At 43.8% G+C, this 22,977-nt stretch carries 24 protein-coding genes; 10 read left to right on the forward strand and 14 right to left on the reverse strand.

The features are described 5' to 3' along the window. The first annotated feature begins 31 nt into the window (after positions 1 to 31). Genes IPP67_06755 through IPP67_06765 form a run of 3 tightly spaced genes read left to right on the forward strand, consistent with a single transcriptional unit; the run spans position 32 to position 3,227 of the window. The gene (locus IPP67_06755; protein MBL0338854.1) at positions 32 to 2,374 is read left to right on the forward strand and encodes a DUF3631 domain-containing protein; all 2,343 of its coding nucleotides are present in this window, start codon (positions 32 to 34) and stop codon (positions 2,372 to 2,374) included. Beyond that, entirely contained in the window at positions 2,371 to 2,721 is a 351-nt protein-coding gene (locus tag IPP67_06760; GenBank protein ID MBL0338855.1) for a hypothetical protein, read from the forward strand. The genes IPP67_06755 and IPP67_06760 overlap by 4 nt, the downstream gene beginning before the upstream one ends. Positions 2,722 to 2,729: 8 nt before the next feature. Further along, complete coding sequence (locus IPP67_06765; protein MBL0338856.1) at positions 2,730 to 3,227, forward strand: hypothetical protein; 498 nt, start codon at positions 2,730 to 2,732, stop codon at positions 3,225 to 3,227. A gap of 5 nt (positions 3,228 to 3,232) precedes the next feature. Here IPP67_06765 and IPP67_06770 read toward each other — a convergent pair whose 3' ends face one another. The 5 genes from IPP67_06770 to IPP67_06790 form a co-directional block, all read right to left on the reverse strand. Next, complete coding sequence (locus IPP67_06770) at positions 3,233 to 3,766, reverse strand: hypothetical protein (GenBank protein ID MBL0338857.1); 534 nt, start codon at positions 3,764 to 3,766, stop codon at positions 3,233 to 3,235. 310 nt (positions 3,767 to 4,076) lie between these two features. Further along, positions 4,077 to 4,418 (reverse strand): hypothetical protein, encoded by a 342-nt coding sequence (locus IPP67_06775; protein MBL0338858.1) that lies wholly within the window; start codon positions 4,416 to 4,418, stop codon positions 4,077 to 4,079. Between the two features lie 9 nt (positions 4,419 to 4,427). Beyond that, a complete protein-coding gene (locus tag IPP67_06780; protein MBL0338859.1) occupies positions 4,428 to 4,877 on the reverse strand; it encodes a hypothetical protein in 450 nt (149 codons plus the stop codon). After that, positions 4,874 to 5,281 (reverse strand): hypothetical protein, encoded by a 408-nt coding sequence (locus IPP67_06785; protein MBL0338860.1) that lies wholly within the window; start codon positions 5,279 to 5,281, stop codon positions 4,874 to 4,876. Before IPP67_06785 ends, IPP67_06780 begins: the two co-directional genes overlap by 4 nt. Then, positions 5,278 to 5,688 (reverse strand): hypothetical protein, encoded by a 411-nt coding sequence (locus tag IPP67_06790; GenBank protein ID MBL0338861.1) that lies wholly within the window; start codon positions 5,686 to 5,688, stop codon positions 5,278 to 5,280. Before IPP67_06790 ends, IPP67_06785 begins: the two co-directional genes overlap by 4 nt. 488 nt (positions 5,689 to 6,176) lie before the next feature. Here IPP67_06790 and IPP67_06795 point away from each other — a divergent pair, with 488 nt between their 5' ends. After that, positions 6,177 to 6,419 (forward strand): helix-turn-helix transcriptional regulator, encoded by a 243-nt coding sequence (locus IPP67_06795; protein ID MBL0338862.1) that lies wholly within the window; start codon positions 6,177 to 6,179, stop codon positions 6,417 to 6,419. 3 nt (positions 6,420 to 6,422) lie between these two features. On the opposite strand, the gene IPP67_06800 is transcribed toward IPP67_06795, so the two are convergent. Both IPP67_06800 and IPP67_06805 read right to left on the reverse strand, forming a co-directional pair. Further along, entirely contained in the window at positions 6,423 to 6,701 is a 279-nt protein-coding gene (locus IPP67_06800) for a hypothetical protein (protein MBL0338863.1), read from the reverse strand. Positions 6,702 to 6,959: 258 nt separating this feature from the next. After that, a complete protein-coding gene (locus IPP67_06805) occupies positions 6,960 to 7,637 on the reverse strand; it encodes a dienelactone hydrolase family protein (protein ID MBL0338864.1) in 678 nt (225 codons plus the stop codon). 255 nt (positions 7,638 to 7,892) lie between these two features. Here IPP67_06805 and IPP67_06810 point away from each other — a divergent pair, with 255 nt between their 5' ends. The 3 genes from IPP67_06810 (at position 7,893) to IPP67_06820 (ending at position 10,390) form a co-directional block, all read left to right on the forward strand. After that, complete coding sequence (locus tag IPP67_06810; GenBank protein MBL0338865.1) at positions 7,893 to 8,522, forward strand: VanW family protein; 630 nt, start codon at positions 7,893 to 7,895, stop codon at positions 8,520 to 8,522. 6 nt (positions 8,523 to 8,528) lie between these two features. Then, positions 8,529 to 9,647: a hypothetical protein gene (locus IPP67_06815; GenBank protein MBL0338866.1), complete on the forward strand. Its 1,119-nt coding sequence runs from the start codon at positions 8,529 to 8,531 to the stop codon at positions 9,645 to 9,647. 131 nt (positions 9,648 to 9,778) lie between these two features. Beyond that, positions 9,779 to 10,390: a TerC family protein gene (locus IPP67_06820; protein MBL0338867.1), complete on the forward strand. Its 612-nt coding sequence runs from the start codon at positions 9,779 to 9,781 to the stop codon at positions 10,388 to 10,390. 35 nt (positions 10,391 to 10,425) lie between these two features. Here the strand turns inward: IPP67_06820 and IPP67_06825 are convergent, their stop codons facing one another. From IPP67_06825 to glpK, 3 genes are read right to left on the reverse strand one after another with little or no spacing between them, the layout of a single operon-like run. Beyond that, complete coding sequence (locus tag IPP67_06825) at positions 10,426 to 11,280, reverse strand: DUF4743 domain-containing protein (protein MBL0338868.1); 855 nt, start codon at positions 11,278 to 11,280, stop codon at positions 10,426 to 10,428. Positions 11,281 to 11,291: 11 nt separating this feature from the next. Further along, a complete protein-coding gene (locus tag IPP67_06830) occupies positions 11,292 to 12,476 on the reverse strand; it encodes a class I SAM-dependent rRNA methyltransferase (protein ID MBL0338869.1) in 1,185 nt (394 codons plus the stop codon). A gap of 34 nt (positions 12,477 to 12,510) precedes the next feature. After that, a complete protein-coding gene (gene glpK, locus IPP67_06835; GenBank protein MBL0338870.1) occupies positions 12,511 to 14,004 on the reverse strand; it encodes a glycerol kinase GlpK in 1,494 nt (497 codons plus the stop codon). A gap of 176 nt (positions 14,005 to 14,180) precedes the next feature. Here glpK and IPP67_06840 point away from each other — a divergent pair, with 176 nt between their 5' ends. From IPP67_06840 to meaB, 3 genes are all read left to right on the forward strand, one after another. Beyond that, positions 14,181 to 15,140, forward strand: coding sequence for a TIGR01459 family HAD-type hydrolase (locus tag IPP67_06840; protein MBL0338871.1), 960 nt, complete (start codon positions 14,181 to 14,183; stop codon positions 15,138 to 15,140). A gap of 124 nt (positions 15,141 to 15,264) precedes the next feature. Then, entirely contained in the window at positions 15,265 to 17,424 is a 2,160-nt protein-coding gene (gene scpA / locus IPP67_06845) for a methylmalonyl-CoA mutase (GenBank protein ID MBL0338872.1), read from the forward strand. A gap of 10 nt (positions 17,425 to 17,434) precedes the next feature. Then, positions 17,435 to 18,484, forward strand: a complete 1,050-nt coding sequence (gene meaB, locus IPP67_06850; GenBank protein MBL0338873.1) for a methylmalonyl Co-A mutase-associated GTPase MeaB — start codon at positions 17,435 to 17,437, stop codon at positions 18,482 to 18,484. A gap of 95 nt (positions 18,485 to 18,579) precedes the next feature. Here meaB and IPP67_06855 read toward each other — a convergent pair whose 3' ends face one another. From IPP67_06855 to rpmI, 4 genes are all read right to left on the reverse strand, one after another. After that, entirely contained in the window at positions 18,580 to 21,030 is a 2,451-nt protein-coding gene (locus IPP67_06855) for a phenylalanine--tRNA ligase subunit beta (protein MBL0338874.1), read from the reverse strand. After that, positions 21,031 to 22,152 (reverse strand): phenylalanine--tRNA ligase subunit alpha, encoded by a 1,122-nt coding sequence (gene pheS, locus IPP67_06860; GenBank protein MBL0338875.1) that lies wholly within the window; start codon positions 22,150 to 22,152, stop codon positions 21,031 to 21,033. It abuts the gene before it with no gap. Positions 22,153 to 22,266: 114 nt separating this feature from the next. Then, complete coding sequence (gene rplT / locus IPP67_06865) at positions 22,267 to 22,638, reverse strand: 50S ribosomal protein L20 (protein MBL0338876.1); 372 nt, start codon at positions 22,636 to 22,638, stop codon at positions 22,267 to 22,269. Between the two features lie 16 nt (positions 22,639 to 22,654). After that, a complete protein-coding gene (rpmI, locus tag IPP67_06870) occupies positions 22,655 to 22,855 on the reverse strand; it encodes a 50S ribosomal protein L35 (protein ID MBL0338877.1) in 201 nt (66 codons plus the stop codon). Between the last annotated feature and the right edge of the window lie 122 nt (positions 22,856 to 22,977).

A 22,977-nucleotide genomic window follows, 5' to 3' on the forward strand; every position in this document is an offset into this window, starting at 1 on the left:
CAACTTAATGCTTAATATCAGGATCGAAATCGTGAATAATCCCTCTTATAATATGACCTTTGAAGAAACCCTTCAAAAATATTCCATACCGCCTTCTAATAAACCCATTTCCAGCAACGGCTTCACGCGTTGGGGATCTGAAGGCCGCTATTGGGCCAAAATAGTTTCTCAAAATGTGATTATCTTTGGAGATTGGAGCCAAGGAATTAATGAGGTTTGGCAGGCAAAAAACGAAAACCAACATTTTTCCCAGCAAGAATTAAAGGATAAGGCTTACCAAGTTAGAAAAGCACGGGAAGAAGCTGAAATTGAGCGGCAACACTATCAAGAAAAAATAGCAGTTATTGCTTTAGAACGCTGGAATAACGCTTCATCAAATAATGTTCAGGCACATCCTTATATCATTAGGAAAGCCATTCAGCCTTTTGGTATGCGGTTGGAAAGTCTGAACTTGCTTATCCCTTTATATGATGTAGGAGGCAAATTATGGACGTTGCAAACCATTGCTCAAGATGGCAGCAAACGTTTTTTGCCAGGTGGAAAAAAGAAAGCCTGTTTCCATACGCTTGGTTTATTGAAAGAATCAAACCTGCTTTATGTATGTGAAGGATTTGCTACTGGAGCCAGTATTCACATGGCTACGGGCATTCCCACAATTATCGCTTTTGATGCTTACAACCTAGATCCAGTAATAGAAGTTGTAAAATCCGCTTATCCAGAAAAAACAATTATTATCTGCGCGGATAACGATCAATGGAAAGAACTCAATGTCGGTAAAGAAAAAGCCAAAGCTGCATCAGCAAATTACAATTGCCAAGTTGTATTACCATATTTCTCGCCAGAATGTTTGAAAATAGTCCAAGAGAAAGAGACGAACCCAACAGATTTTAATGATTTGCATGTTTTGCAAGGATTAGATGAAGTTAAAAACCAATTAAGTAATAAATATGCGGCTGAAGAAAAACCAGAAGAAGTTTTTCTTAGATTATCCCGTTTGAAACCTTATGAATATGACAAAATAAGTAAAGAGGAAGCTAAAAGACTTGGAATTAAAAAATCCACATTGGATATCGAAGTAAAATATCTGCGTATAAATCTTAATCAGGAAAAAGACAGAAGCATATTTTTTCCTGAAGATCAAACTTGGCCAGAAGAGGTCAATTTAACAAATCTATTAGATGGCTTAGCTATCATCTTTAAAAGATATGCGGTTTTGCCGCCTCATAGTGACGTTGCGCTGGCTTTGTGGGTGGTATTCACTTGGTGTATTGATAGAATGCATACATCCCCAATTTTAGCAATCTGCTCTCCTGAAAAACAATGTGGCAAGACCACTTTGCTAAGTATTCTAGGAAAATTGGTTTTCCGTTTTGTTCCTACTTCCAATATATCCTCTGCTGCTGTCTATCGTTTGATAGAAGACTATCAACCAACTTTGATTATAGATGAAGCCGATACTTTTATTAAGGAAAACATAGAATTAAGAAATATATTAAATGCAGGTCATACACGTCCTATGGCCTTTGTTATTCGCAGTGTAGGGGAAGAGCACGAGCCAAGGCCGTTTAGCACGTGGGGAGCAAAAGCAATCGCTTTGATTGGGAAGCTACCTGATACCCTTCATGATCGTTCTATTGTGATTGAACTAAGAAGAAAGTTAAAAGAAGAAAAGACCGAAAAAATTCGATATGCTGATCCGCAGATATTCAATGATTTGCGAAGCCAACTAAAACGCTTTGTACTAGATGCAGGAAATCAATTAACGTTAATTCGCCCTAAACTGCCTGAGGATATTTCAGACCGAGCGGCCGATAATTGGGAACCGCTACTAGCTATTGCAACTATGGCGGGCGAAAATTGGCTTAAAAAAGCTTTAGCAGCCAGTAAGGCATTATCTGCATTTATTCAAGATGCCAAAAGTATAGGAACTCAATTGCTAACCGATATTAAAGAAATATTTGAAAGCAAGAATGTGGATAGAATATCATCAGTTGATTTAATTAAAAATTTGACTAAAGATGAAGAAAAACTTTGGGCAACTTTTGATAAAGGAAAAATTATTACTCCAAGGCAATTAAGCAAAATTCTTCGTGATTATAAAATTACTACAAAAAGCACCCGATTGGATGATAAGCAAAATTTAAAGGCATATGAACGAAAACAGTTTGAAGAAGCTTTTTCTTGTTATCTTTCATCAATTTCCAACCCTATAACCGTCACGCCGTCACAACTCAATGAAGAAAAGGATGTTAGCGTTTCGGATGTGGTGGAAATACCGTTCCCAATACGGTCTCTCGTCACCTCTGACATGGCAGATAATTTGATTTGTGACGTTGTGCCAGATAAAGGCAACCAAGTGGAGGTGGAAATATGAATGCTATTTCTTTATTGGCCTTAGCCAATCAAAATAATGTGCGTATCACCGCCAAGAATGGAAAGCTGATTATCAAAGGAGAAAATCAAGCCGTTCAAATAATTTTGGCTACTCTTAGAGAGCATAAAGAAATTATTTTAAGCTACCTTAAGCAGTATCAGCAGGAAACAGCATATCGAGATATGTATCAGGAAAGAGCAGCCCAATATGAATATGAAGCAAAAATGCCGCAAAACGAAGCAGAACGATTGGCTTACCAGGAAACTTTAACAAGTTTTATTGAAAATATACATCCTCTGACTCATGCTCAATTTGAAAAAATCATCTTTCAACCAATTATGCATTAAGGATTCATATGTCTGAAAAATCTAAAATTGTAAGACAAAAAAAACGGATTGAATTACCAGTTATTTCAGAAAGCGAACCAATCCATCCCTTTAGTGGTTCACGCGTTGGGGAATTTAGCCATGTTCTAATCAACCAAGTTGGAAATGCTTTGTGGCTTAAACATAGTAATGAGCAAGAAAAAGATCATCAAATCCAGGCCATTTTAACGGCCATGATGGGGATTAAACCTCAAGATGAAATTGAAGGGATGCTTGCCGCACAGATGGTTGCCACCCATAATGCAGCGATGGAGTGTTTTAGAAGATCAATGATGGCTGAGCAGACGACTCAGGGAATAGAGTTAACCCTCAATCAAGCTAATAAGCTAACTCGGTCTTATGCTGCGTTAGTAGAAAGCCTGAACCGGTATCGTGGCAAAGGAGTGTCTGAACAAAAAGTTACGGTGCAACATGTTAATGTATCGGATGGGGGCCAAGCAATAGTAGGTAATATCCAAAAAAAGTAATTTGGTTATAGCGGCCGCACCAACATATATTCTGAATTGCTTTGAGCAATTTTATAGACTAAGGGGGAAACATTATCTTGCTCCCCCCAACGAGCGCCAAGATCATAACATTCAATCAATTTTAATTTAATAAAATGCGGCACGAGAATAGGAGGGTTAAGTAATTCATAAAAAGCGCGCATCTTTAACCATAATTTGATCGAAGAAAAATAATCTCTATTTTTAATCAAGCCTAAAAATTTTCTTATTTTTTGTTTTATAATCAATGCAAATTGAGCAAGCTCCTGATAAACGAAAAAATCTAGAAAAATCCAATCTATATATGGATCATTAAGTTTTGGGTTATCTAGATATTTCACAACTAAATCACTAACAATGCTAACTGTAATATGGTCAGGTATAAAACGGGTATCAACCTTTTTATATTTTTTAAAAAAAATTAACGCGTCTTGGTGATGCCAAAATATTTTTGAGTTGGTTGACTTCTTTAACGAAGAGGTGTTTTGAAGTAAGCTCTCTTCGTCTTCCTTAGGAAACATTCTAATTCTTATAAGGCTAAGGAATTCTTCCTTTTCTTTATTAATATTTTTTGAAGAGCAACAATTTCTTTACTTTGATCTTCCGTGTGAAAATGGAAAGAAATTATTTTTGCTTCATGGCATTTATTTTCTTCAAGATAATAAGAGCGATAATCTTCAGCGAAAGATCTCTCTAAATCACCTCTAAATGTTAAAATTTTAACTATTAAACTTGCTTTATGTTTTTGATTAAAGGCCGCTTCTGATAATAACTTAAATTGATCAGGAGATACTCCTATTTCAAGATAAATATTGTCTTCTTCTCTGAAATTTAAATGCCCAAATACAGCCTTTTTTTGATAATTAACGACATTAATTTCAATATGAGAAAAGGATTTTTAGAGTTTATTAATTCTATTCGATCCTTTTCTTTTAATCTTCCAATACAATTAATTCTTTTCTGATGAACAGGTATTTCTTTATCCAGAAAAATATTTTCCTCTTCCAGTAAGGTTTTTTCTGAGTTTCGACTTTCTTCTGAGAATGCAAATGTTTCTCTAAATTGAAAGTTTTCTAATTCCAGAATTAATTGATCGGGCAGCTGACGTAACTGATATTTTTGGCTATCTTCAGCTGGCTCATTTTCATAGAGTCGATCGTTAATTTTTTTCATTGATGATCTTTAGTGAAGGGATTGATCAATACAAGTGCCGTAAAATTGAGAAATTACGGGTTGAATAATACTAATATGTCGTGACATTACAGCCGGAAAAGTATGATCTGAAAGTGAGGCACTTAAAAAAAGCGTAGTTAATATTGGATTGCCGCTAGAAGTAATTTCTAAAAAAGATAAACTCTTTTCGGTGCTAAGAACATATACATCTGATGCTCCATTATTACCAACCATCCTAGCGGTCATCTTATCTTGATTTATATTATCAAAGATTATAACCGCATCTTGTGGTTTAGTAGAAAAATCAGATTTTGTAGATTTAAATTCTCCATTACTATCCCATCCGGCGCTTATCCCAGGTATGTTGAAGGTACATCGCATGGTTTTTATTCCATCAGCATATATGGATAAAGAATATGACAAATATATAAACAAAATTAGGGTTAATTTTTTCATCATTTCTTTCCAAGAAAAGAAGGAGTTTGGTATGGTTTGGTGCAGAGAGTGAATGCTTCCGAAACCGCTATTTCGATAAGCGCAGCTGCAGCATTATTTCGATTTTGCGGTTTATCTTTTAAATACTTTATAAAAATATCGAGTAATTGAGTTGAGTTAACATCTGACGGAATAAATTTGCAGTTTTTTATCCCATTTTCTTGAAGATGCGCAATGGTTAATTGAAGAGCATCTGTTACTCCCATTACATAGTAAGCACAAACTTCTTGGATTATTTCATAATCTAAATTCTTTTTCTGGATTGGTTCGCATAATTTATAAAAATCATTGCCCATAACCAGCGCAAAAGATGGCGTAGAGCCAGCAAAAATAGATAAGAAAAATATTAAGAAAAGAATTTTTTTCATTTTATCTCTTCAATAGTTGGATTATAAAAACCTAAACTATTAGCCTCAATTTGTTGCTTATAGATTTGTTCAAGGTCTATTTCTTTCTGACGACCTGATAAATGTTTAATTAATAAGTTGTAAGATTTTATTGTTAAGAAAATTATTGTAGGAAGCCCGAATATGAAAAATAGAGATTGTAAACTTTTCATTTCTCTACCATTCCTACCATAACTGTCGCCGGTAATAGCATACATCAAAATTATAAATACCACAAAAGTGGCCAAACCAACTAAAATTGATCCTCCGAGAGCCAAAGGTCTGCTTTTTTCGTCTAAATTTTGCCATTCTAAAATCTTTTCTTTAGAAATCACTAAAGAATGAATTTTGCCATTTTTTTTATAAGAAATATTATTTTCATCAATCATAGTTTTTCAATCCCCAAAAATTTAGCTACTTATATTATCCTGTAAATTTTCTTAGTATGATCCTCCATAATTTTATAAAATTATAATTATTTACAAGTTACATTATTGCCTATGGTCTGACAGTAATAAGTCTTATTGCCAATACGATACGAACTGAATTGACTAGGACGTGGCGTAAAAGTCGTTGTAGGGGCAGGAGGGACCGTGTAAGCAGAGGCTGCGGCATTTCCTAATTGCTGACCTAAATTTTGAAAATAAGCGCGCCGAGCTTGAGCTTTTTGTTCTGAGACATACATATTGCAAGCGGCAAAATCATCTGTCCCTGGTGTGAATCCATAGCTAGAGCATTTCTCTTCAGAACTAGCAGCACATGATAATAAAAGTGATAGGTAGGATGATTAAAAAATTCTTTCATAGGGATTCTCCCATTTAATTAACGTTACAACAGTAACGTATACTCTTGTAACATCTTGTGCAACTTTTTTTCTATGAGAGAAAAAGTCAGTCAGGAAACTCAAGAAAATATTATTAGTGCGCTGATAAATGAGCGTAAAAGGCTAGGACTATCTCACGAAAAACTTGCAGAGCTATCAGGTTTACATCGAACAGCCATTTCTCATATTGAAAATCGAAGACGCAATCCAACACTCATAAGCTGTCTAAAAATATCTTATGCGTTAGGTAGTTCTTTAGGGGATATTATCAAACAAGCTGAGTTAGCTAAAAAATAGTACTTAACTAATTTGCTCTATATTTTTGATGGTAGATTTAATTGTTCTGATAAGTTCGTAAAACTCTTGTCTTTGCTGTAAAGCAGTTTTTGTGTAGTGACCATTTTTATATTTCCCATGCTTCTTGCCGCAGGGCGCGCCCGAAGATTTACCGCCATGCATTCGGCATCGCCCATTGGGCATAGCAGGGGATTGGCAAGTTCCTGAAAGCCGAGTTCTTGCCCCACATCGACAGGCTTCATTTGCTTTTAATAAAGCTTTCTGCCAATTTGAATTTTCCAATGCTGTTTTTTCCTGGGTGCATGGGGTCATACGAAGTTTATTTTATTTAATACCCACCCCTATCTCTATCAAATGGGGGTACAATTGGGGGTATATAAGAAATTATCTTATAATAATATCCATATATATCAATATGATATTAAGCTAATATGTATGATACTCTCCCACCATTTCTTCAACCCGCCTTAATCGGCGGGCTTTTCTTTATGCAAAATCCCAATTCTTGGACGGTTGCAGATTGGGTAGGCATCAATGGTGCTATGAATAACTCAATCTACTATAGCCCCAAAGTTCTTTTAAAAACTGGCTGGCGGTCTTTAAGCCTTCTGGGTCGATGCTATGGCCAAGATTTGGCCTATTCATGAACTGAACGGGTACGTTGGCGTCTTTTAGGGTTTTTTCGGCATTTTTGCTTTCTTGGAAAGGAATCACCATGTCTTGTTCGCCGTGGATGAGAAGGGTGGGTGGGTAAGAAAGGATTTCTTGCTTGAGCAAATGTTTGGCAATCATGGCACCTGAAAAACCGATCAAAGCGCCCAATTGTTGGCGTTGACGGAAGGCAACATGCAATCCCATCATGGTGCCTTGGGAAAAACCAATAAGGGCAATGCGACTATGGGGCAGGTTTAAGCGTTTCGCCTGATGGCTTATAAAGTCTTCAATATATTCCGAGCTATGCCGGGCCGCGGGCAGTAAAATGAAAGGGTCCAGTAGCTGTAATCCGAACCATTGATACCCGTTTACACTTTGGTCACAGCGATAGGGTGCGTTGGGGGCTATAAAGAAAGTGTTGGGCAAATGTTGATGAAAAGCAGGGGCCAGCGAGATTAAATCTTCACCATCAGACCCATATCCATGCAAAAAAATGACCAAGGAATCATAAGGTCCCTCGGTATTATCGGGGTAATACGGTCCATCTAATTTTTCTTTAATCATTATCGTTGCTCCGCTTCCACCAAGCTTGTGATTGGCAGATAAGAAATTAATTTCCAAAATGAAAATTCAAACTTTATTCTTTCTACCCGATAGTATGAATGATTAAGCTCTAAGTAAAGCCTTGAAAGGCAATATTCTTGACTTAAATTTTAGGGCATTTCCTTATATGCTAAACCGGTTTTTTGTGCATTTATATTGGCTTTTTAAGCGATTTGATGGTAATATCGCCATCACGGTGATTTTATATGGCAGCATATGGGCAATCATTCTCCCTTCCAACCCACCTATCGGCAATATATCATTTTTTGGATTAAAAGCCGGTTGCTCAGGGTAAAACGGGCTTTAAGAAATCTTTCGCTGCACCGCGTCAAAAGATTTTCTTTTAAAACATTTACCGATCAAACATTGCTGATTTCCGAGTCAATTTCCTTCTTATGGACAGAGATGAATGCGGCAGAAAAATTTTTGCAAGCAGGTAAAGTTGAAAATTTGCGACTTGCCACCAGGGCTTTAAACGGCTTGCATATCCCGGCCAACCAAATTTTCAGCTTCTGGCGTCATGTTGGGCGGCCAAGCAAATGGCGGGGCTACCGCCCAGGGCGTGAGTTACGGCAAGGTTGCATTATCCCAACCATCGGTGGCGGGCTTTGCCAATTGTCGAATGCCTTGTATGATTCAGCTTTAAAGGCGGGTTGCCTCATTCTTGAACGGCACCAGCATTCCCAAATTATCCCTGGTTCTTTGGCTGAGCAAGGAAGAGATGCAACGGTTTTTTGGAATTATATTGACCTGCGGTTTTTCTATCATCACGATTTATATATCGAAATATATCGAATCTGTCCTGTCCAAAGATCAGTTAATCGTTCGTTATTACGCCGGAAATAAACCATCATGATGGATATCAATCACGAACCCGGTAGCTGTGCAAGCTGCGGTGTGCATAGTTGTTTTAAGAACGCTGAGAAAAAGCTTGCGGATAAAAAACTGGGGCGGACGGCTTTTATGGTCGATCAATATTGGCCAGAATTTGATGATTATATCCAGCGTACACGGCAAGCTGGCGATTTGTTATTTTCGCCTTTGGATGGCCACCGTTGGCATAAAAATCAGTATCGTTGGACATTAGATGGTTTTGGGGATGGTTTTGGCAAAGTTTACCACCGCAATCTTCTCACCCTCTACCGTGCTTGGCGTTCCCGTCGTTTGGGTCAGCAGGGGGCTGCACGCCAACAGCATTTGCTGCAATATGATCAGCTTTTTGCTCGCTCCATCCGCCGACAATTAAGCTATGATGTTGGTCATTTGGTGATAGGGCAGAATTACCTGCTGCCTTTTTATCAGCAAGGTAGCTTGGGTGGGCGTACATATGACGTATTAATGAACAGGTTCGCCTTAAAAATTTTGCAAAAGAATCTTGACCAAGCCACAATCAAACACCCAGGCAGTCAGACTTTAAAAGATTTTCGCGTTTCCGCAACGATGATAGAAAGCGAATGGAAACTCCTGGAGCAAGCTGAAAGAATCATGACGCCCCATGGGTATTTGGCCGGGCTATTTCCCGAAAAAACTATTTTACTGCCTTGGCAATTGCCTAATATTTTAAAAAAACCTTCTCTATCCAACCAGATAGTTTTCTTAGGGCCCACGGTTGGACGCCGCGGTGCTTATGAAATGCGCGCTTTATTAGACAAGATAAAAATTCCTTTAACTGTTTTGGGCAAAAACCTGGAGCAACTTGATTTTTGGAAAGGGTATCCGGTGGTGGAGAAGGCATGGGGGGATACTTGGCTTGAAAATGTAGGTTTGGTGATTTCACCGGCCTATATTGAAAATCAACCGCGCCGTTTATTGGAGGCGGAAGCAGCAGGTATTTCCATCATTTCTTTGCCCCAATCCGGCTTGTTGCAACCTATCCAGTTAAAGGGTACTCACCTTCAGGAAAAAGAAATATACCAACACTTCCTTAATGTTATCCCAAATGATACGGTCACCCCCGTGAAAGTTAGATGACAGCGACAAATATTGCAGATGGCGGCAATCCATGATCTTATTTGACAAAGCAACAGGCGCTTGTTAGAAACCGATACAGGCTGTTCATGACTATGATCATCGCCATTCACATTCAAATATAGGATTTCCAAATGGTTTTAGCTTCTGAATTGGCGGCCCTTGGGCAGGTATTGCTGATTGACCTGGTTTTAGCTGGGGATAATGCCATTGTGGTTGGATTAGTGGCTGCCCGCCTTCCCAAAGAGCAACGGGCGAAAGTGATCATGATCGGTATTTTGGCCGCGACTTTCATGCGGATATTATTTGCCGTCGGCACATCCCAGTTGTTGCAGATCATCGGCTTAACCCTGGCGGGGGGAGTGTTGTTATTATGGGTTTGCTGGAAATTATGGCGTGAAATTGCGGCAGCCAACCAGCAAGAAGATGCAAATGACCCGGCATCTGCACAATCATTGCAGCAAAAACAACCTAAAACCATGCGACAAGCAATTATCCAGATTGTCCTGGCTGATATTTCGATGTCTTTAGACAATGTGTTGGCGGTCGCTGGGGCTGCTCAAGAACATACCTGGGTATTAATTGTGGGCTTGAGCGTATCGGTGGTTTTAATGGGTGTGGCCGCAACGGTGATTGCTAATTTACTCAAGAAATATCACTGGCTGGCCTATGTGGGGTTGGTCACTATCTTGTATGTGGCGATCAAAATGATTTGGGAGGGATGGGAACAAGTGTTCCATTTTTAATTTTGAGGTTGGTGTGCCTATCGCAAGGGTTTAGGTTATAACCGTGTTTGATGTAAAGCTTGGATAAGGCTCAGATATTGGCTATCATCGGGTTCAATGACGCCGTGCCTGATCATAAAATCGATAATGACCATCCCCGTGTTAAATTTGAATTGGTCTGTGTTTTCAAGAAGCTCTTTGACTTTTTGGATGGGGTATAGATAAAAGTCACTGACTTCACCGTCTTGATTAACGGGGATGAAGCTTTCCGGCAGCTCCAAATCATAACAAAAAATCGTATCTTGGCGTAGCCCTTCCTGTAATTGCATGACGTAAGACAAAGCGCCAACCGGGATGGCATGTTGGGATAAATCTTTAGGGATTCCTGCCTCTTCTTTGGCTTCTTTGATCAAATTATCTAACAGGCTAATGTTGATGGGCAGGCCGCCTGCCACCAAATGATCCAGTTTTCCTGGCGCGACAGGCCGGGTTGCCGAGCGTTTTGCCACCCATAATTTGATATTTTTGCCCCGCCCAATAAATCCATTCATGTGAATGCCGTATCCTTTTATCCCCATTTTAACCACTGCTGCCCGTTCAATTTCTAAAAAAGGGGCTTGGCCCCAAGCGGGGGATACCGGGTAATTTTCATTCCGCCATCCCTCTAATTTCCCGTGCTTGTATAGATCACGTAATACAATTTCCACCGCTTGGCTGCGTTGGTTATAGGTCTTTAAACCCAAGCTTAAATGAATAGATTGATCCTTTTGCTGAAAAACGGATGGGTATTTTAATAAGTCAGGGGCAAAATGGCGATGGATCCACCCGACCTGTTGGGATTCAATCAGGAATGGCAGGAATTCGTCTAAATGATATTGGTGACATTCTTGGATACGACGCAGGAGGGTCATGATAAAAATGTTTAAAAAATTTGTAATAAATAAGCTTTTAAATAGGCGGTTTCCGGCAAGGCCGGATGAATGGGGTGGTCAATTCCTGCCTGGCCGCAATATAATACTTTTGCCTGGCGTTTGGCATCATTTAAACCCAAATTGATTTGCGCCAAAAGATCAGCAGCGCTCATATGGTATGAGCAAGATGCAAAAAATAAAAACCCTTCTTTCTCAACCACCGCTGCCGAAAGCTTAGCTAATTTGCGGTAACCACGGCTACCGGCCACCAAATCTTTATTGCTTTTGATAAAGGCTGGGGGATCAACAATCACCACATCGAATTTTTGATTTTGTTGCTGCATGTCCTCAAGCGCCTTAAAAACTTCCTGTTGTTGCCAGGAACAAATGTTTTGCAGCTTGTTTTCCGCAGCGGCCATCGCGGCCAATTCCAGCGCTTCTGCCGAACGGTCGATCCCCAGAACTGATTTAGCGCCCGCCTTGGCAGCCTGGACAGCAAATCCTCCCGAAAAGCAATAACAATCCAATACCGTTTTATTCTTGCAGAACGTTCCTACAAAATGCCGTTGATCCCGTTGATCAAAAAACCATCCGGTTTTTTGGCCTTCACGCAGATTAGCAAAAAAGAAAGTTTGATTTTCCTGAAAACGGACAATATCAGGGACTTGGCCGATGATTTCCGGGCCGGTAATGCTCAACCCCTCAAGCTCACGGATAGAACTGTCGCGCCGGAGCACGATACCTTTAGGCACCAAGACGGATGAGATCAGCGATTGGCAGTGCTGCCAAATGACTTCGCTTGCACCTGTATTTAACTGAATGACAAGGATATCGCCAAATCGGTCGATCACCATGCCGGGAAAACCATCAGCCTCCGCATGGACCAGGCGGTAAAAAGGTTCCTTTAAAAAATTCTTACGTAAATTAAGGGCCCATTCCAAGCGATGCCGCCAAAAATCAATATCAATTGATTCACCTGGATTCCAACTGATAACACGGCCACAAATCAGTGAACGTGTATTTAAAAAAGCGATCGCTATCATTTTCTCCTGCTGATCCAACACGCGCACAAACTGGTCAGGAGGAAATTTTTTGGCCATTTTCATATCAATTTCATTGGAATATATCCAAGGATGTCCTTGGTTTATCCTTTTAGTTGCCCGGGCAGTTAGGGTAATACTTGGCCACAATATCAAAGCATCATTCCTTTTCTTGTTTTGGTGGGGTTCTTTAGGTCATGGAACGGATACGGTTAACCGCTTCTTGCCAACCCGCATATAAGGCCAGCCGTTGATCCGCGGCCATTTTTGGTTCGAATAGGCGTTGGGACTTCCACAAATGCGATATTTCAGCAAAGTCAGCGAAGAAGCCAGCCCCCAGACCCGCGAGATAGGCAGCCCCCAAAGCAGTGGTTTCGGTAATTTGGGGGCGTTCGACCGGCACCCCTAAAATATTGGCCAAAAACTGCATCAACCAGTCATTCACGGTCATGCCACCATCCACCCGTAATATTTGGGGTTCATAAGCGCCATCTAATCGCATGGTTTCCAATAAATCCTTGGTTTGGTAGCATACGGCTTCCAGGGCCGATCTGACGATTTCTGCAATGCCAACATCCCGGGTCAAGCCAAAAACCGCCCCTCTTGCCCTGGGATCCCAGTAGGGGGCACCTAAGCCTGTGAAGGCTGGCACAAAATAAACCCCTTTATTGCTGGACGTGCTGGCGGCCAGACGCTCAGTCTCACCGGCAGCCCCAATCAATTTTAATCCATCCCGTAACCATTGGATGGCGGCACCCGCGACAAAAATACTGCCCTCCGTGGCATAAGCCAAATGATTCTTGGTTTGATAACCGATGGTCGTTAACAGGCGATGCTGGGAAGTCACAGCGTTTTCCCCCGTATTCATCAACATAAAGCAACCGGTGCCATAGGTGCTTTTGATCATGCCGGGTTGAAAACAGGCTTGGCCGATCAGGGCTGCTTGTTGATCACCGGCAATACCTGTAATGGCTATTTGCCGGTCAAATAGCCCGGTTTGGGTAACGCCAAAGGTGCCGGAGGAAGGCCGTACTTCCGGCAATAACCCCGCGGGAATATTAAATAATGCCAGTAATTCCTGATCCCATTGATGGTCATGGATATTATATAGCGATGTTCGTGAGGCATTGGTTGGATCGGTTGCATGGACTTTACCACCCGTCAGATGCCAGAGTAAAAAGCTATCAATTGTCCCGAAAGCCACCAGGCCTTTCTTGGCTTTTTCCCTTAATCCCTCCACATGGTCTAGGATCCAACGAATTTTGGTTGCGGAAAAATAGGGATCAATTAATAAGCCGGTCTTTTGTTGAATTTTTTCTGACCAGCCTTTTTCAATCAAAGTATGACAAAAGTCAGCCGTGCGTCGATCTTGCCAGACAATTGCTGGATAAAAAGCCTTGCCGCTTTTTTTATCCCATAAAATGGTTGTTTCCCGTTGATTGGTAATCCCCATGACGATCTTAGAATGGGGGGGCAGTTTGGCTTGCTTTAGAACATCTGCACATAATTTTAAGGATGTTTGCCAAATTTCCGTTGGGTCATGTTCCACCCAACCGTCCGCGGGGAAAGACTGTTTTAATTCCTGCTGTGCGGTGAATAGGGGTTTTGCCAGGTGATCCAGAAGGATTGCCCGTGTGCTGGTAGTTCCTTGGTCAAGCGCCAACAAAAATTCAGAGGATGCCATATTTCTACCCTTGCAAATTTCATTTTATCATTTGACGGTATGAGGTTGAAGTCAAGAAGCATTTGCCGGATAACTTGTCTTTTGAAAGCGGGAGTTGTCAATCCCATGGCTATAATTTTCCAAAAAGGATGCAATTTTATGTGAGTTGATAGTTGCGGATGACAGGAAAATCACTTATGGTAGCCGCAAAATTTTACCCCTCAATTATTGATGGAAGGAATATGAATTTTATCGTGTCAACATCCCGCACCCAATCTTTCCCTAACAAACCCATTCCCTTAATCCAGCATTTTTCAGATCTGGCGCAGCGATATGATGCCTTTATTATCGATCTTTGGGGTGTGTTGCATGATGGCGTGACCGCTTGTCCGGGTGCTGCTGACTGTATGCGTCAATTAAAAAAATTGGGCAAAAAAACCTTATTATTATCGAATGCGCCCAGGCGCGCGCGGGTTGTGGCGGAAGGAACGGCTAAAATTGGCTTCACCCCTGACCTTTACAATTATATTTATTCTTCAGGCGAGGAAACCTGGCAGCAGTTGAAAGACCGCCGCGACCCTTGGCACCGCCGGTTGGGAGAAAAATGCTTGGCAATTGTCGGTGACAGCGATCTCAATTTCTTTGAAGGGCTGAATCTGAAAATTGTCCAGCAGCCGGACCAGGCAGAATTTTTCTTAGCCATAGGGGCCCGTCATTTCGGTGAGGAAGTGAAGGATTATGAAGCTGTCCTTAAACAGGCCATTAAATATTCCTTGCCCCTGTTATGTGTCAATCCAGATTTGGAAATTATTCGCAACGGCAAGCGGGAAATTTGTGCTGGTGCTTTGGCTAAATGTTATGAGGAATGGGGTGGCGAAGTCCGCTATCACGGCAAGCCCCATCCGGCAGTTTATCAAGAATCCTTAAAGCTTTTGGGCAATGTCCCAAAAAACAAGATATTGGCAATTGGCGATGCCTTGCGAACGGATATTGTGGGCGCACAGACGATGGGGGTGGATAGTTTATGGATATTAGGGGGGATCCACGCCGAATCCTTGCAATTGGATAAACCCCAGGGTTTAGAACAGCGGGTTGCCCAGCAATGCCAACAGGCAGGATTATCGCCGATTGCGGCCTTGCCAAAATTCATTTGGTAAAGCCCATCCGCAATTCTTGCCATACATTTGCTGCAGGAAGGCAACCAATTCAGTTGCGGGTTATAAAATTACGGGTAACATAAGGGAAAATGATTACCTGTATGTTCCTTAAGGATCACCCATCATGGCCAAAAAAACCTCTTTCCCGCATCCCGGCATCCAAGATTGGCAAAAAATTGCCCAAAGTGAATTAAATGGCCAGGATCCTTGGCAAGCCTTGAATTGGCCAACGCCTGAGGGGTTGGATATAAAGCCTTTATACACCGCCGATGATGTCAAAAAATTGGATGTACTGCAGGAATTGCCAGGTATCGCGCCCTATACCCGCGGGCCCCGGGCCACCATGTATGCCAACCGCCCTTGGACAGTCCGTCAATATGCTGGTTTTTCAACGGCTGAGGAATCGAACGCTTTCTATAAGAAAAATCTGGCGGCTGGGCAAATGGGCTTGTCGGTGGCCTTCGATCTTGCGACCCACCGTGGTTATGATTCGGATCATCCGCGGGTGACAGGCGATGTGGGTAAGGCAGGCGTTGCGATTGATAGTGTGGAGGACATGAAAATTTTATTCCATGAGATCCCCTTGGATAAAATGAGCGTATCGATGACGATGAACGGGGCGGTTCTGCCAGTGCTTGCCAGTTTTATTGTAGCCGCGGAGGAACAGGGGGTCAAACAATCGCAGCTTTCCGGCACCATCCAAAACGATATTTTAAAAGAATTCATGGTGCGCAACACTTATATTTATCCACCAGCCCCCTCCATGCGGATTGTGGCTGACATTATTGCCTATACCGCTGGCCATATGCCGAAATTCAATTCGATTTCCATCTCTGGCTATCATATGCAAGAGGCGGGGGCTACGGCGGTGCAAGAACTGGCTTTCACTTTGGCGGACGGGCTTGAATATGTGCGCGCTGCTTTGGCCCAGGGGTTGGATATTGATAGCTTTGCCCCGCGCTTATCTTTTTTCTTTGCCATTGGCATGAATTTTTTCATGGAAGTAGCCAAATTACGGGCGGCCAGATATTTGTGGGCAAAATTGCTCAAGCCCTTTAACCCCAAAAATCCCGTCAGTTCAACTTTGCGTACCCATTGCCAAACCTCGGGCGTCAGTTTGACCGAGCAAGATCCTTATAATAACGTCATACGCACTACCTTGGAAGCATTGGCAGCGGTTTTGGGCGGCACGCAATCCTTGCACACCAATGCGCTTGATGAAGCCATAGGCTTACCCACGCCCTTTTCCGCCCGGATTGCTCGCAACACCCAATTGATTTTGCAGGAAGAAACGGGTATTACCAAGGTGGTTGATCCTTTGGGGGGGAGTTATTATGTGGAAAGCCTAACTAATGAATTGATCCAGGCGGCCTCAAATTTGATTGAGAAAGTGGAAAAGATGGGCGGGATGACCCAAGCCATTGAAACTGGGTTCCCAAAACGCCAGATTGAGGAAGCAGCTACCCGCCGTCAAGCTCGCATTGATCGGGGGGAAGAGGTTATCGTTGGGGTTAATAAATATAAACCGGCTGAAAAAACCACCATTGAGCTTTTGGATATTGACAACCAATCCGTGCGCGACAAACAAATTGCCCGGTTGCAGCAGGTTAAAAAACAACGGGATCCCAAGCAATGCGCGGCAGCCCTGCAGGCTTTAACAAAAGCTGCAGCTGGCAATGCCAATTTACTGGCGGCGGCGATTGATGCGACCCGCGCCCGGGCAACGGTTGGCGAGATATCCGATGCGATGGAAAAGGTTTTCGGGCGGTATCAGGCAACTCCGGTGGCGGTAAGCGGGGTATATGGTGCCGTTTATGCAAAGGATAAGGATTTCATGGCCATACAGGCGGATATTAAATTGTTTATGGAAGAGCAGGGGCGCAGGCCCCGGATGTTGGTGGCCAAATTAGGGCAGGATGGCCATGACCGCGGCGCCAAGGTGATTGCCACTTCCTTTGCGGATTTAGGCTTTGATATTGATATTGGCGCTTTATTTCAAACACCCGTTGAGGTGGCGCGCCAGGCGGTTGAAAACGATGTTCACATCGTGGGGGTATCAACCCAGGCGGCGGGTCATAAAACCTTGGTACCGGAATTAATCAAAGAGTTAAAGAAACAAAAAGCGCCGCATATTTTGGTGGTGGTGGGGGGGGTAATCCCCGAACAGGATTATGATTTCTTATGGAAACAGGGGGTTGCGGGCATTTATGGGCCAGGCACTAATATTATCAATGCTGCCGCTGAAATTTTAGGTAAATTACGTCAACATCAACAAAAAAATTAACTAAACCCGCATGCAACCAAAACCGCCTGTATCATCTGCAATTTCTTATGAATTAAGCGCCCCCTTACAGGAATTGCGGGAGAAAATTCTGGCGGGTGAAAGGGCCGCTTTGGCGCAGGCTATTACCTTATCGGAATCCAGCCGTGCCGATCACCGTAGGCAAGCCGAAAATTTAATCCAAAGCCTATTGTCACACACCGGCCAATCCATCCGCATAGGTATTTCGGGGCCACCGGGCACTGGCAAATCAACCTTTATTAACCGCTTTGGCTTAGAGATATTGCAGCAAGGGCACCGTTTGGCGGTGTTGGCGGTTGACCCATCTTCACAACGGGATAGTGGCGCTATTTTGGCTGATAAAACCCGCATGTTGGAATTATCGCAGCATCCCAGCAGTTTTATAAGGCCCAGCCCATCGGGGAAGAATTTAGGGGGGGTTGCGCGTTATACCCAGGAAGCCATTTTATTATGTGAAGCAGCGGGATATGATGTGGTGATGGTGGAAACGGTGGGGGTTGGGCAATCCGAAACGATGGTGGCGGAGATGACGGATTTATTTTTGCTGTTATTGCCACCCGGGGGTGGCGATGAATTGCAGGGCATGAAACGTGGCATCTTGGAATTGGCTGATATCATTCTTGTGAATAAGGCGGACGGTAATCTACTGCCCTTTGCCGAACAAACGGCCGATGAATTTCTTCGGGCTATCAATTTGTTTTACCCTCGTTACGCGGATTGGAAAACCGATGTGGCTTTATGTTCAGCAATGACCGGTAAGGGATTGAATGAGGTCTGGCAAAAAATTCAGCAATTTGTTGGGGTGATGAAAAAAGCTGGCGGGTGGCAGCAACGCCGCTCGAGGCAAAGGGAATATTGGTTAGAGAAAGAATTGCAAGAACAGCTGTTGGCAATTTTCCAACAGGAACCTTCTTTTAGCGGGCTGGTTAAACAAATTCACCAACAGGTGGGGGAAGGGGGCGTGCTGCCTTCCCTGGCTGCTCGGCAAACCATTGCTGCGGTTTTGCCCCCCCTGCTGACTACCAAAAAGCTCCCCAAATAAATCCGTTGTTAGGTTTCCGCCTCGTTGTTGGCACTTCAGGCGAAAAGTTCTTTTATTGACGGCGGGTCATCAATTTACTTTTTAGTTGCTCAAATTTATTGCCGCAGCACCGCCCCGGTGGCTTTGTTAGCGGCGGCAAGGATTTTGTTGGTGAGAGTGGTAATCTCCTCATCGGTTAGGGTGTGATCGGCTGCTTGCAACACCAAGCCAATCGCCAAGGATTTTTTGCCATCGGCTAATCCTTTGCCGCTATAAACATCAAACAGTTCCACTTTGCGGATCAATTGCTTATCAACCTGGCGCATCGCCCGCAATAATTTTTCAGCAGGCACGTTTGCATCCACCACCAGCGCAAAATCCCGTTCGACTGGCTGATAGGGCGATAAGGTCAGGGATGATTTTTGCGGTATTTTCGCTTCCGGTAAATCTTTTAAAAACAACTCAAACCCAGCAGCTGTGCCTTGCATATCATAATGCTGCAAGATACGGGGGTGGATTTCACCAAATTGCCCGATCATGATTTTCCCCATCATCAATTTGCCGGAACGGCCAGGGTGATAATAGTTTGCAGCTGGGGGTTCGGTGGTAATGGCCTCAGGCGATACCCCAGCGGCTTGTAACATAGTCATCAACGTCCCTTTAACATCAAAGGCGTCAACCACCCGTGCTGGCGCTGTCCAATGGCGGCGTACGGTGGTGCCCATCTGTAACCCGGTGAGTACCGGTTGCTGACCCTGCGGGGTAATATCTTGAAAAATTGGCCCCATTTCAAAAACCGCCCAATCCTTAAGGCCGCGGTTTTGGTTGCGCACTGCCGCTTGCAGTAAATTGGGCAATAGGCTTGGTCGCATCACCGATAAATCGACCGTGATGGGGTTGGTCAGAGTTAAGGCAGGCGACTTGCCCCCAAATAATTCAGCCGCCTTGGGGGACAGAAAGCTATAGGTTAAAGCTTCTTGATAGCCGCGCGTCACCATCAAGCGTTTCAGCATGTCTTGGCGTTGGTAAGCCAGCATATCCGTCATGCCCGGTTGGCCAACAGGTTTGCTTTTGTCGATGGTAGGGGAAATCAATGGGTTAGGGGTAAAAGCCGGTAAGGGCGTGCTAACGATTTGCTGATAGCCAATGACCCGCAATATCTCTTCCACTAAATCCACCCCTTGTTGCAAATCAGGCCGCCAACTGGGGGGTGTTACTAACCAAATATCCTGTATTTTTGATGCCATAGCCACAGCACATCCCAAAGCAGTTAAAATTTGCTGCATCTTGGCTTCAGGAATAGTGACGCCACCTAAATTTGTTACTTGGCTTGGGTTAAATTTGATTTGACGGACAAGGTTGGGCAATTGCCCGGCTTGCACGGTATCACTGGCTTCACCGCCGCAGATATCCAGGATCATTTGCGTGGCAATATCCATGCCCCAAGTAACAGATTGTGGGTCAACGCCCCGTTCGAACCGGTACCGGGCGTCACTTAAAATATTCAGTCGGCGTCCGGTGCGGGCAATAGTGGTTGGCTGAAAATAGGCAACTTCCAAAAAGGCCTCGGTTGTGGTCAGTTCACAAGCTGCGCTGCGCCCGCCAATAATGCCTGCCAATCCTTGCACCTGCTGCTGATCGGCAATCACCACATCATCGGTTGATAATTGATAGTCCTGGCCATCTAGGGCTGGCAGTACCTCTTTGTCTTTGGCCAACCTTATGACCAAATTCCCGTTTAAGCGCTGGGCATCATAGAGATGAAGGGGGCGACCCAGATCATAGGTTAAATAATTGGTGATATCGACCAAGGCGGAAATCGGGCGCTGACCAATGGCTTGCAGCCTTTGCTGCAGCCAACGGGGGCTTGATTGATTACGTAAGCCACGAAAATGCCTGCCGGTAACAATTGGGCAACGATCGCTGGCGGTCGTTGGCAAATCTATTTTCCAGCTAATCGGGCTTTTGAAAGAACCTTTGCGGGACTGGGTTTTCAAGGGGATGAGTTCGCCAAGTCCGCTGGCCGCCAAATCCCTGGCAACGCCATAAACGGCGCTGCAATCCGCCCGGTTGGGGGTAATGGCAATATGGATCACCGGATCATTCAGGTTAGCATAGGTCACAAAAGCTTGGCCAACGGGCGCATCGGTTGGTAATTCAACAATCCCATCAGCGTCACTGGATAATTTCAGTTCCTGGCCCGAGCATAACATGCCCTGGGATTCAACCCCGCGGATGGCGCTTTTCTTTAAAACCATGCCGTTGCTGGGCACAACCATGCCGGGCAATCCCAATACGGTTTTTAGGCCTTTGCGGGCATTTGGCGCCCCACAAACAATTTGCAGCAAGGGTTGGCCGGGTGCAGCCTGAACCATGCAAATTTGCAAGCGCTGGGCATCGGGGTGGGGTTTCGCCTCCATAATTTCGGCAACCATAAATCCCTGCAGATCTTTTCGCTCGATTATTTCCTCAACCTCTAAGCCTAAATTGGTTAAGCGGTCGCTGATGTCAGCGGTGGTCGCGGAAGTTTTGAGGTGGCTTTTTAACCATTGTTCGGTGAATTTCATTTATATCCCCATCCTGCTACTGGGTTTATCAAAGGGTGAAAAACCATAATGCTGCAACCAGCGGGCATCGGAATCGTAAAAAGCCCTAAGATCGGGAATACCGTATTTCAGCATGCCTAGGCGTTCAATGCCGATACCAAAAGCAAAGCCTTGATATTCCTCGGGGTTTATCCCTCCCATTTTTAAAACGTTCGGGTGAACCATGCCGCAGCCCAGTATTTCCAGCCAATCATCGCCTTCGCCAATTTTTAATTTACCGTCCCGCCGCAAGCAACCGATATCCATCTCGGCTGACGGTTCGGTGAACGGGAAATAACTGGGGCGGAAGCGCGCTTTTAAATGACGGACACCGAAGAAAGACTGACAAAAATCAATCACGCAAGCCTTCAAATGACCCATATGGATTTTTTTATCAACCACCAAGCCTTCAACCTGATGAAACATCGGGCTGTGGGTGGCATCCGAATCACAGCGGTAGGTGCGGCCTGGTGCCAATACCCGCAACGGTGGTGCTGATTGTCGCATGGCATGGATTTGCACGGGTGAGGTATGGGTACGCAACAAAACCGCCCCTAATTCCTTGCCGTCATGGGCAGGGGGTAAATAAGCAGGGGGTAAATAAAAGGTATCATGCATTTGCCGGGCGGGGTGATCTTCCGGGAAATTAAGGGCGGTGAAATTGTAATATTCGCGTTCGATATCAGGGCCTTCCGCCAACTCAAAACCCATTTTGGCAAAAATCTGCGTCACTTCCTCAATCACCTGGGTGATGGGGTGGATTTTTCCAACTGTTTCCGGCCGAGGCGGCAAACTGACATCCTGCTTTTCTTGCATTAACTTCTGATCTAAGGCAAGTTGTTGCAAGCTGGCGAAGCGTTCTTCCAGTTTTGTGGCCACTTCCTCGCGTACTTTATTTAAAAATCCGCCCAATTCCTTACGCGCATCAGGCGGCAATTGCCCCAGCATTTTTAACATATGGGTTAAGGGCGATTTCTTGCCGGTTAAATCGGGGCGAATTTTTTCAAGATCTGCAAGCGATGAAACCTGCTCTAATTGTTGCAGCAATTGTTGATGCAGAACCTGTATGCTGGTGAGGGTAAGGGGAGGGGAAATATCAGACATTTAAGTCACCTGTATCCTATCATCCATTAAATAAAATAAAAAAGCTGGGGAACAAAATAAAAAAGCTGGGAAGTTTCCTGCCCAGCTTTTCACTCGATTGTTGGTATAAACGACCTAGGCAGCTGCTTTGGCAGGAATAGCTGCCTTTACTTTTTCCACGATCGTTTTAAATGATTCCGGCTCACGCGTTGCCAGATCAGACAAAATTTTACGGTCTAACGTAATGCCTGCCAATTTAATGCCATGCAAGAATTGCGAATAGGTAATGCCATGCGAACGAACGCCAGCATTAATCCGTTGGATCCACAAACTGCGGAAATCACGCTTTTTATTGCGGCGGTCGCGGTACGCATAGCGAAGCGCCTTTTCAACTTTTTCAAGTGCAACTGAATAAACCTCAGACGAACGGCCACGATAGCCAGCGGCCATCGCCAATACTTTTTTGCGGCGAGCACGCCCTGGTACACCACGTTTTACACGAGCCATTTTTTAATACCCCTATCTAACCGTTTGGAAAATAATAACGTTTAACGAAATGTTCATCGGCCACATTCATCAATTCCGGGCCACGATGTTGACGTTTCATTTTCTTGGGGCGGCTCACTTGCCGGTGGCGCCGCTGCGAGGGGTACATTTTAACCTTCCCGCTGCCGGTCAACGCAAAGCGTTTTTTGGCGCCGCTTTTGGTTTTCATCTTGGGCATTTGTTATCCTTTCTTTAACATTTATCATCATCACATACGGGGGTATCGGCATGCCCTACATACGCCTTGACCACCCAAATTTCGAGCTAACGGTAAGTTTTATACATGAACTATGGGATAAT

This window comes from Rhodospirillaceae bacterium (genome assembly GCA_016722635.1).
In the GTDB taxonomy this organism is placed as follows: Bacteria; Pseudomonadota; Alphaproteobacteria; order JAEUKQ01; family JAEUKQ01; genus JAEUKQ01.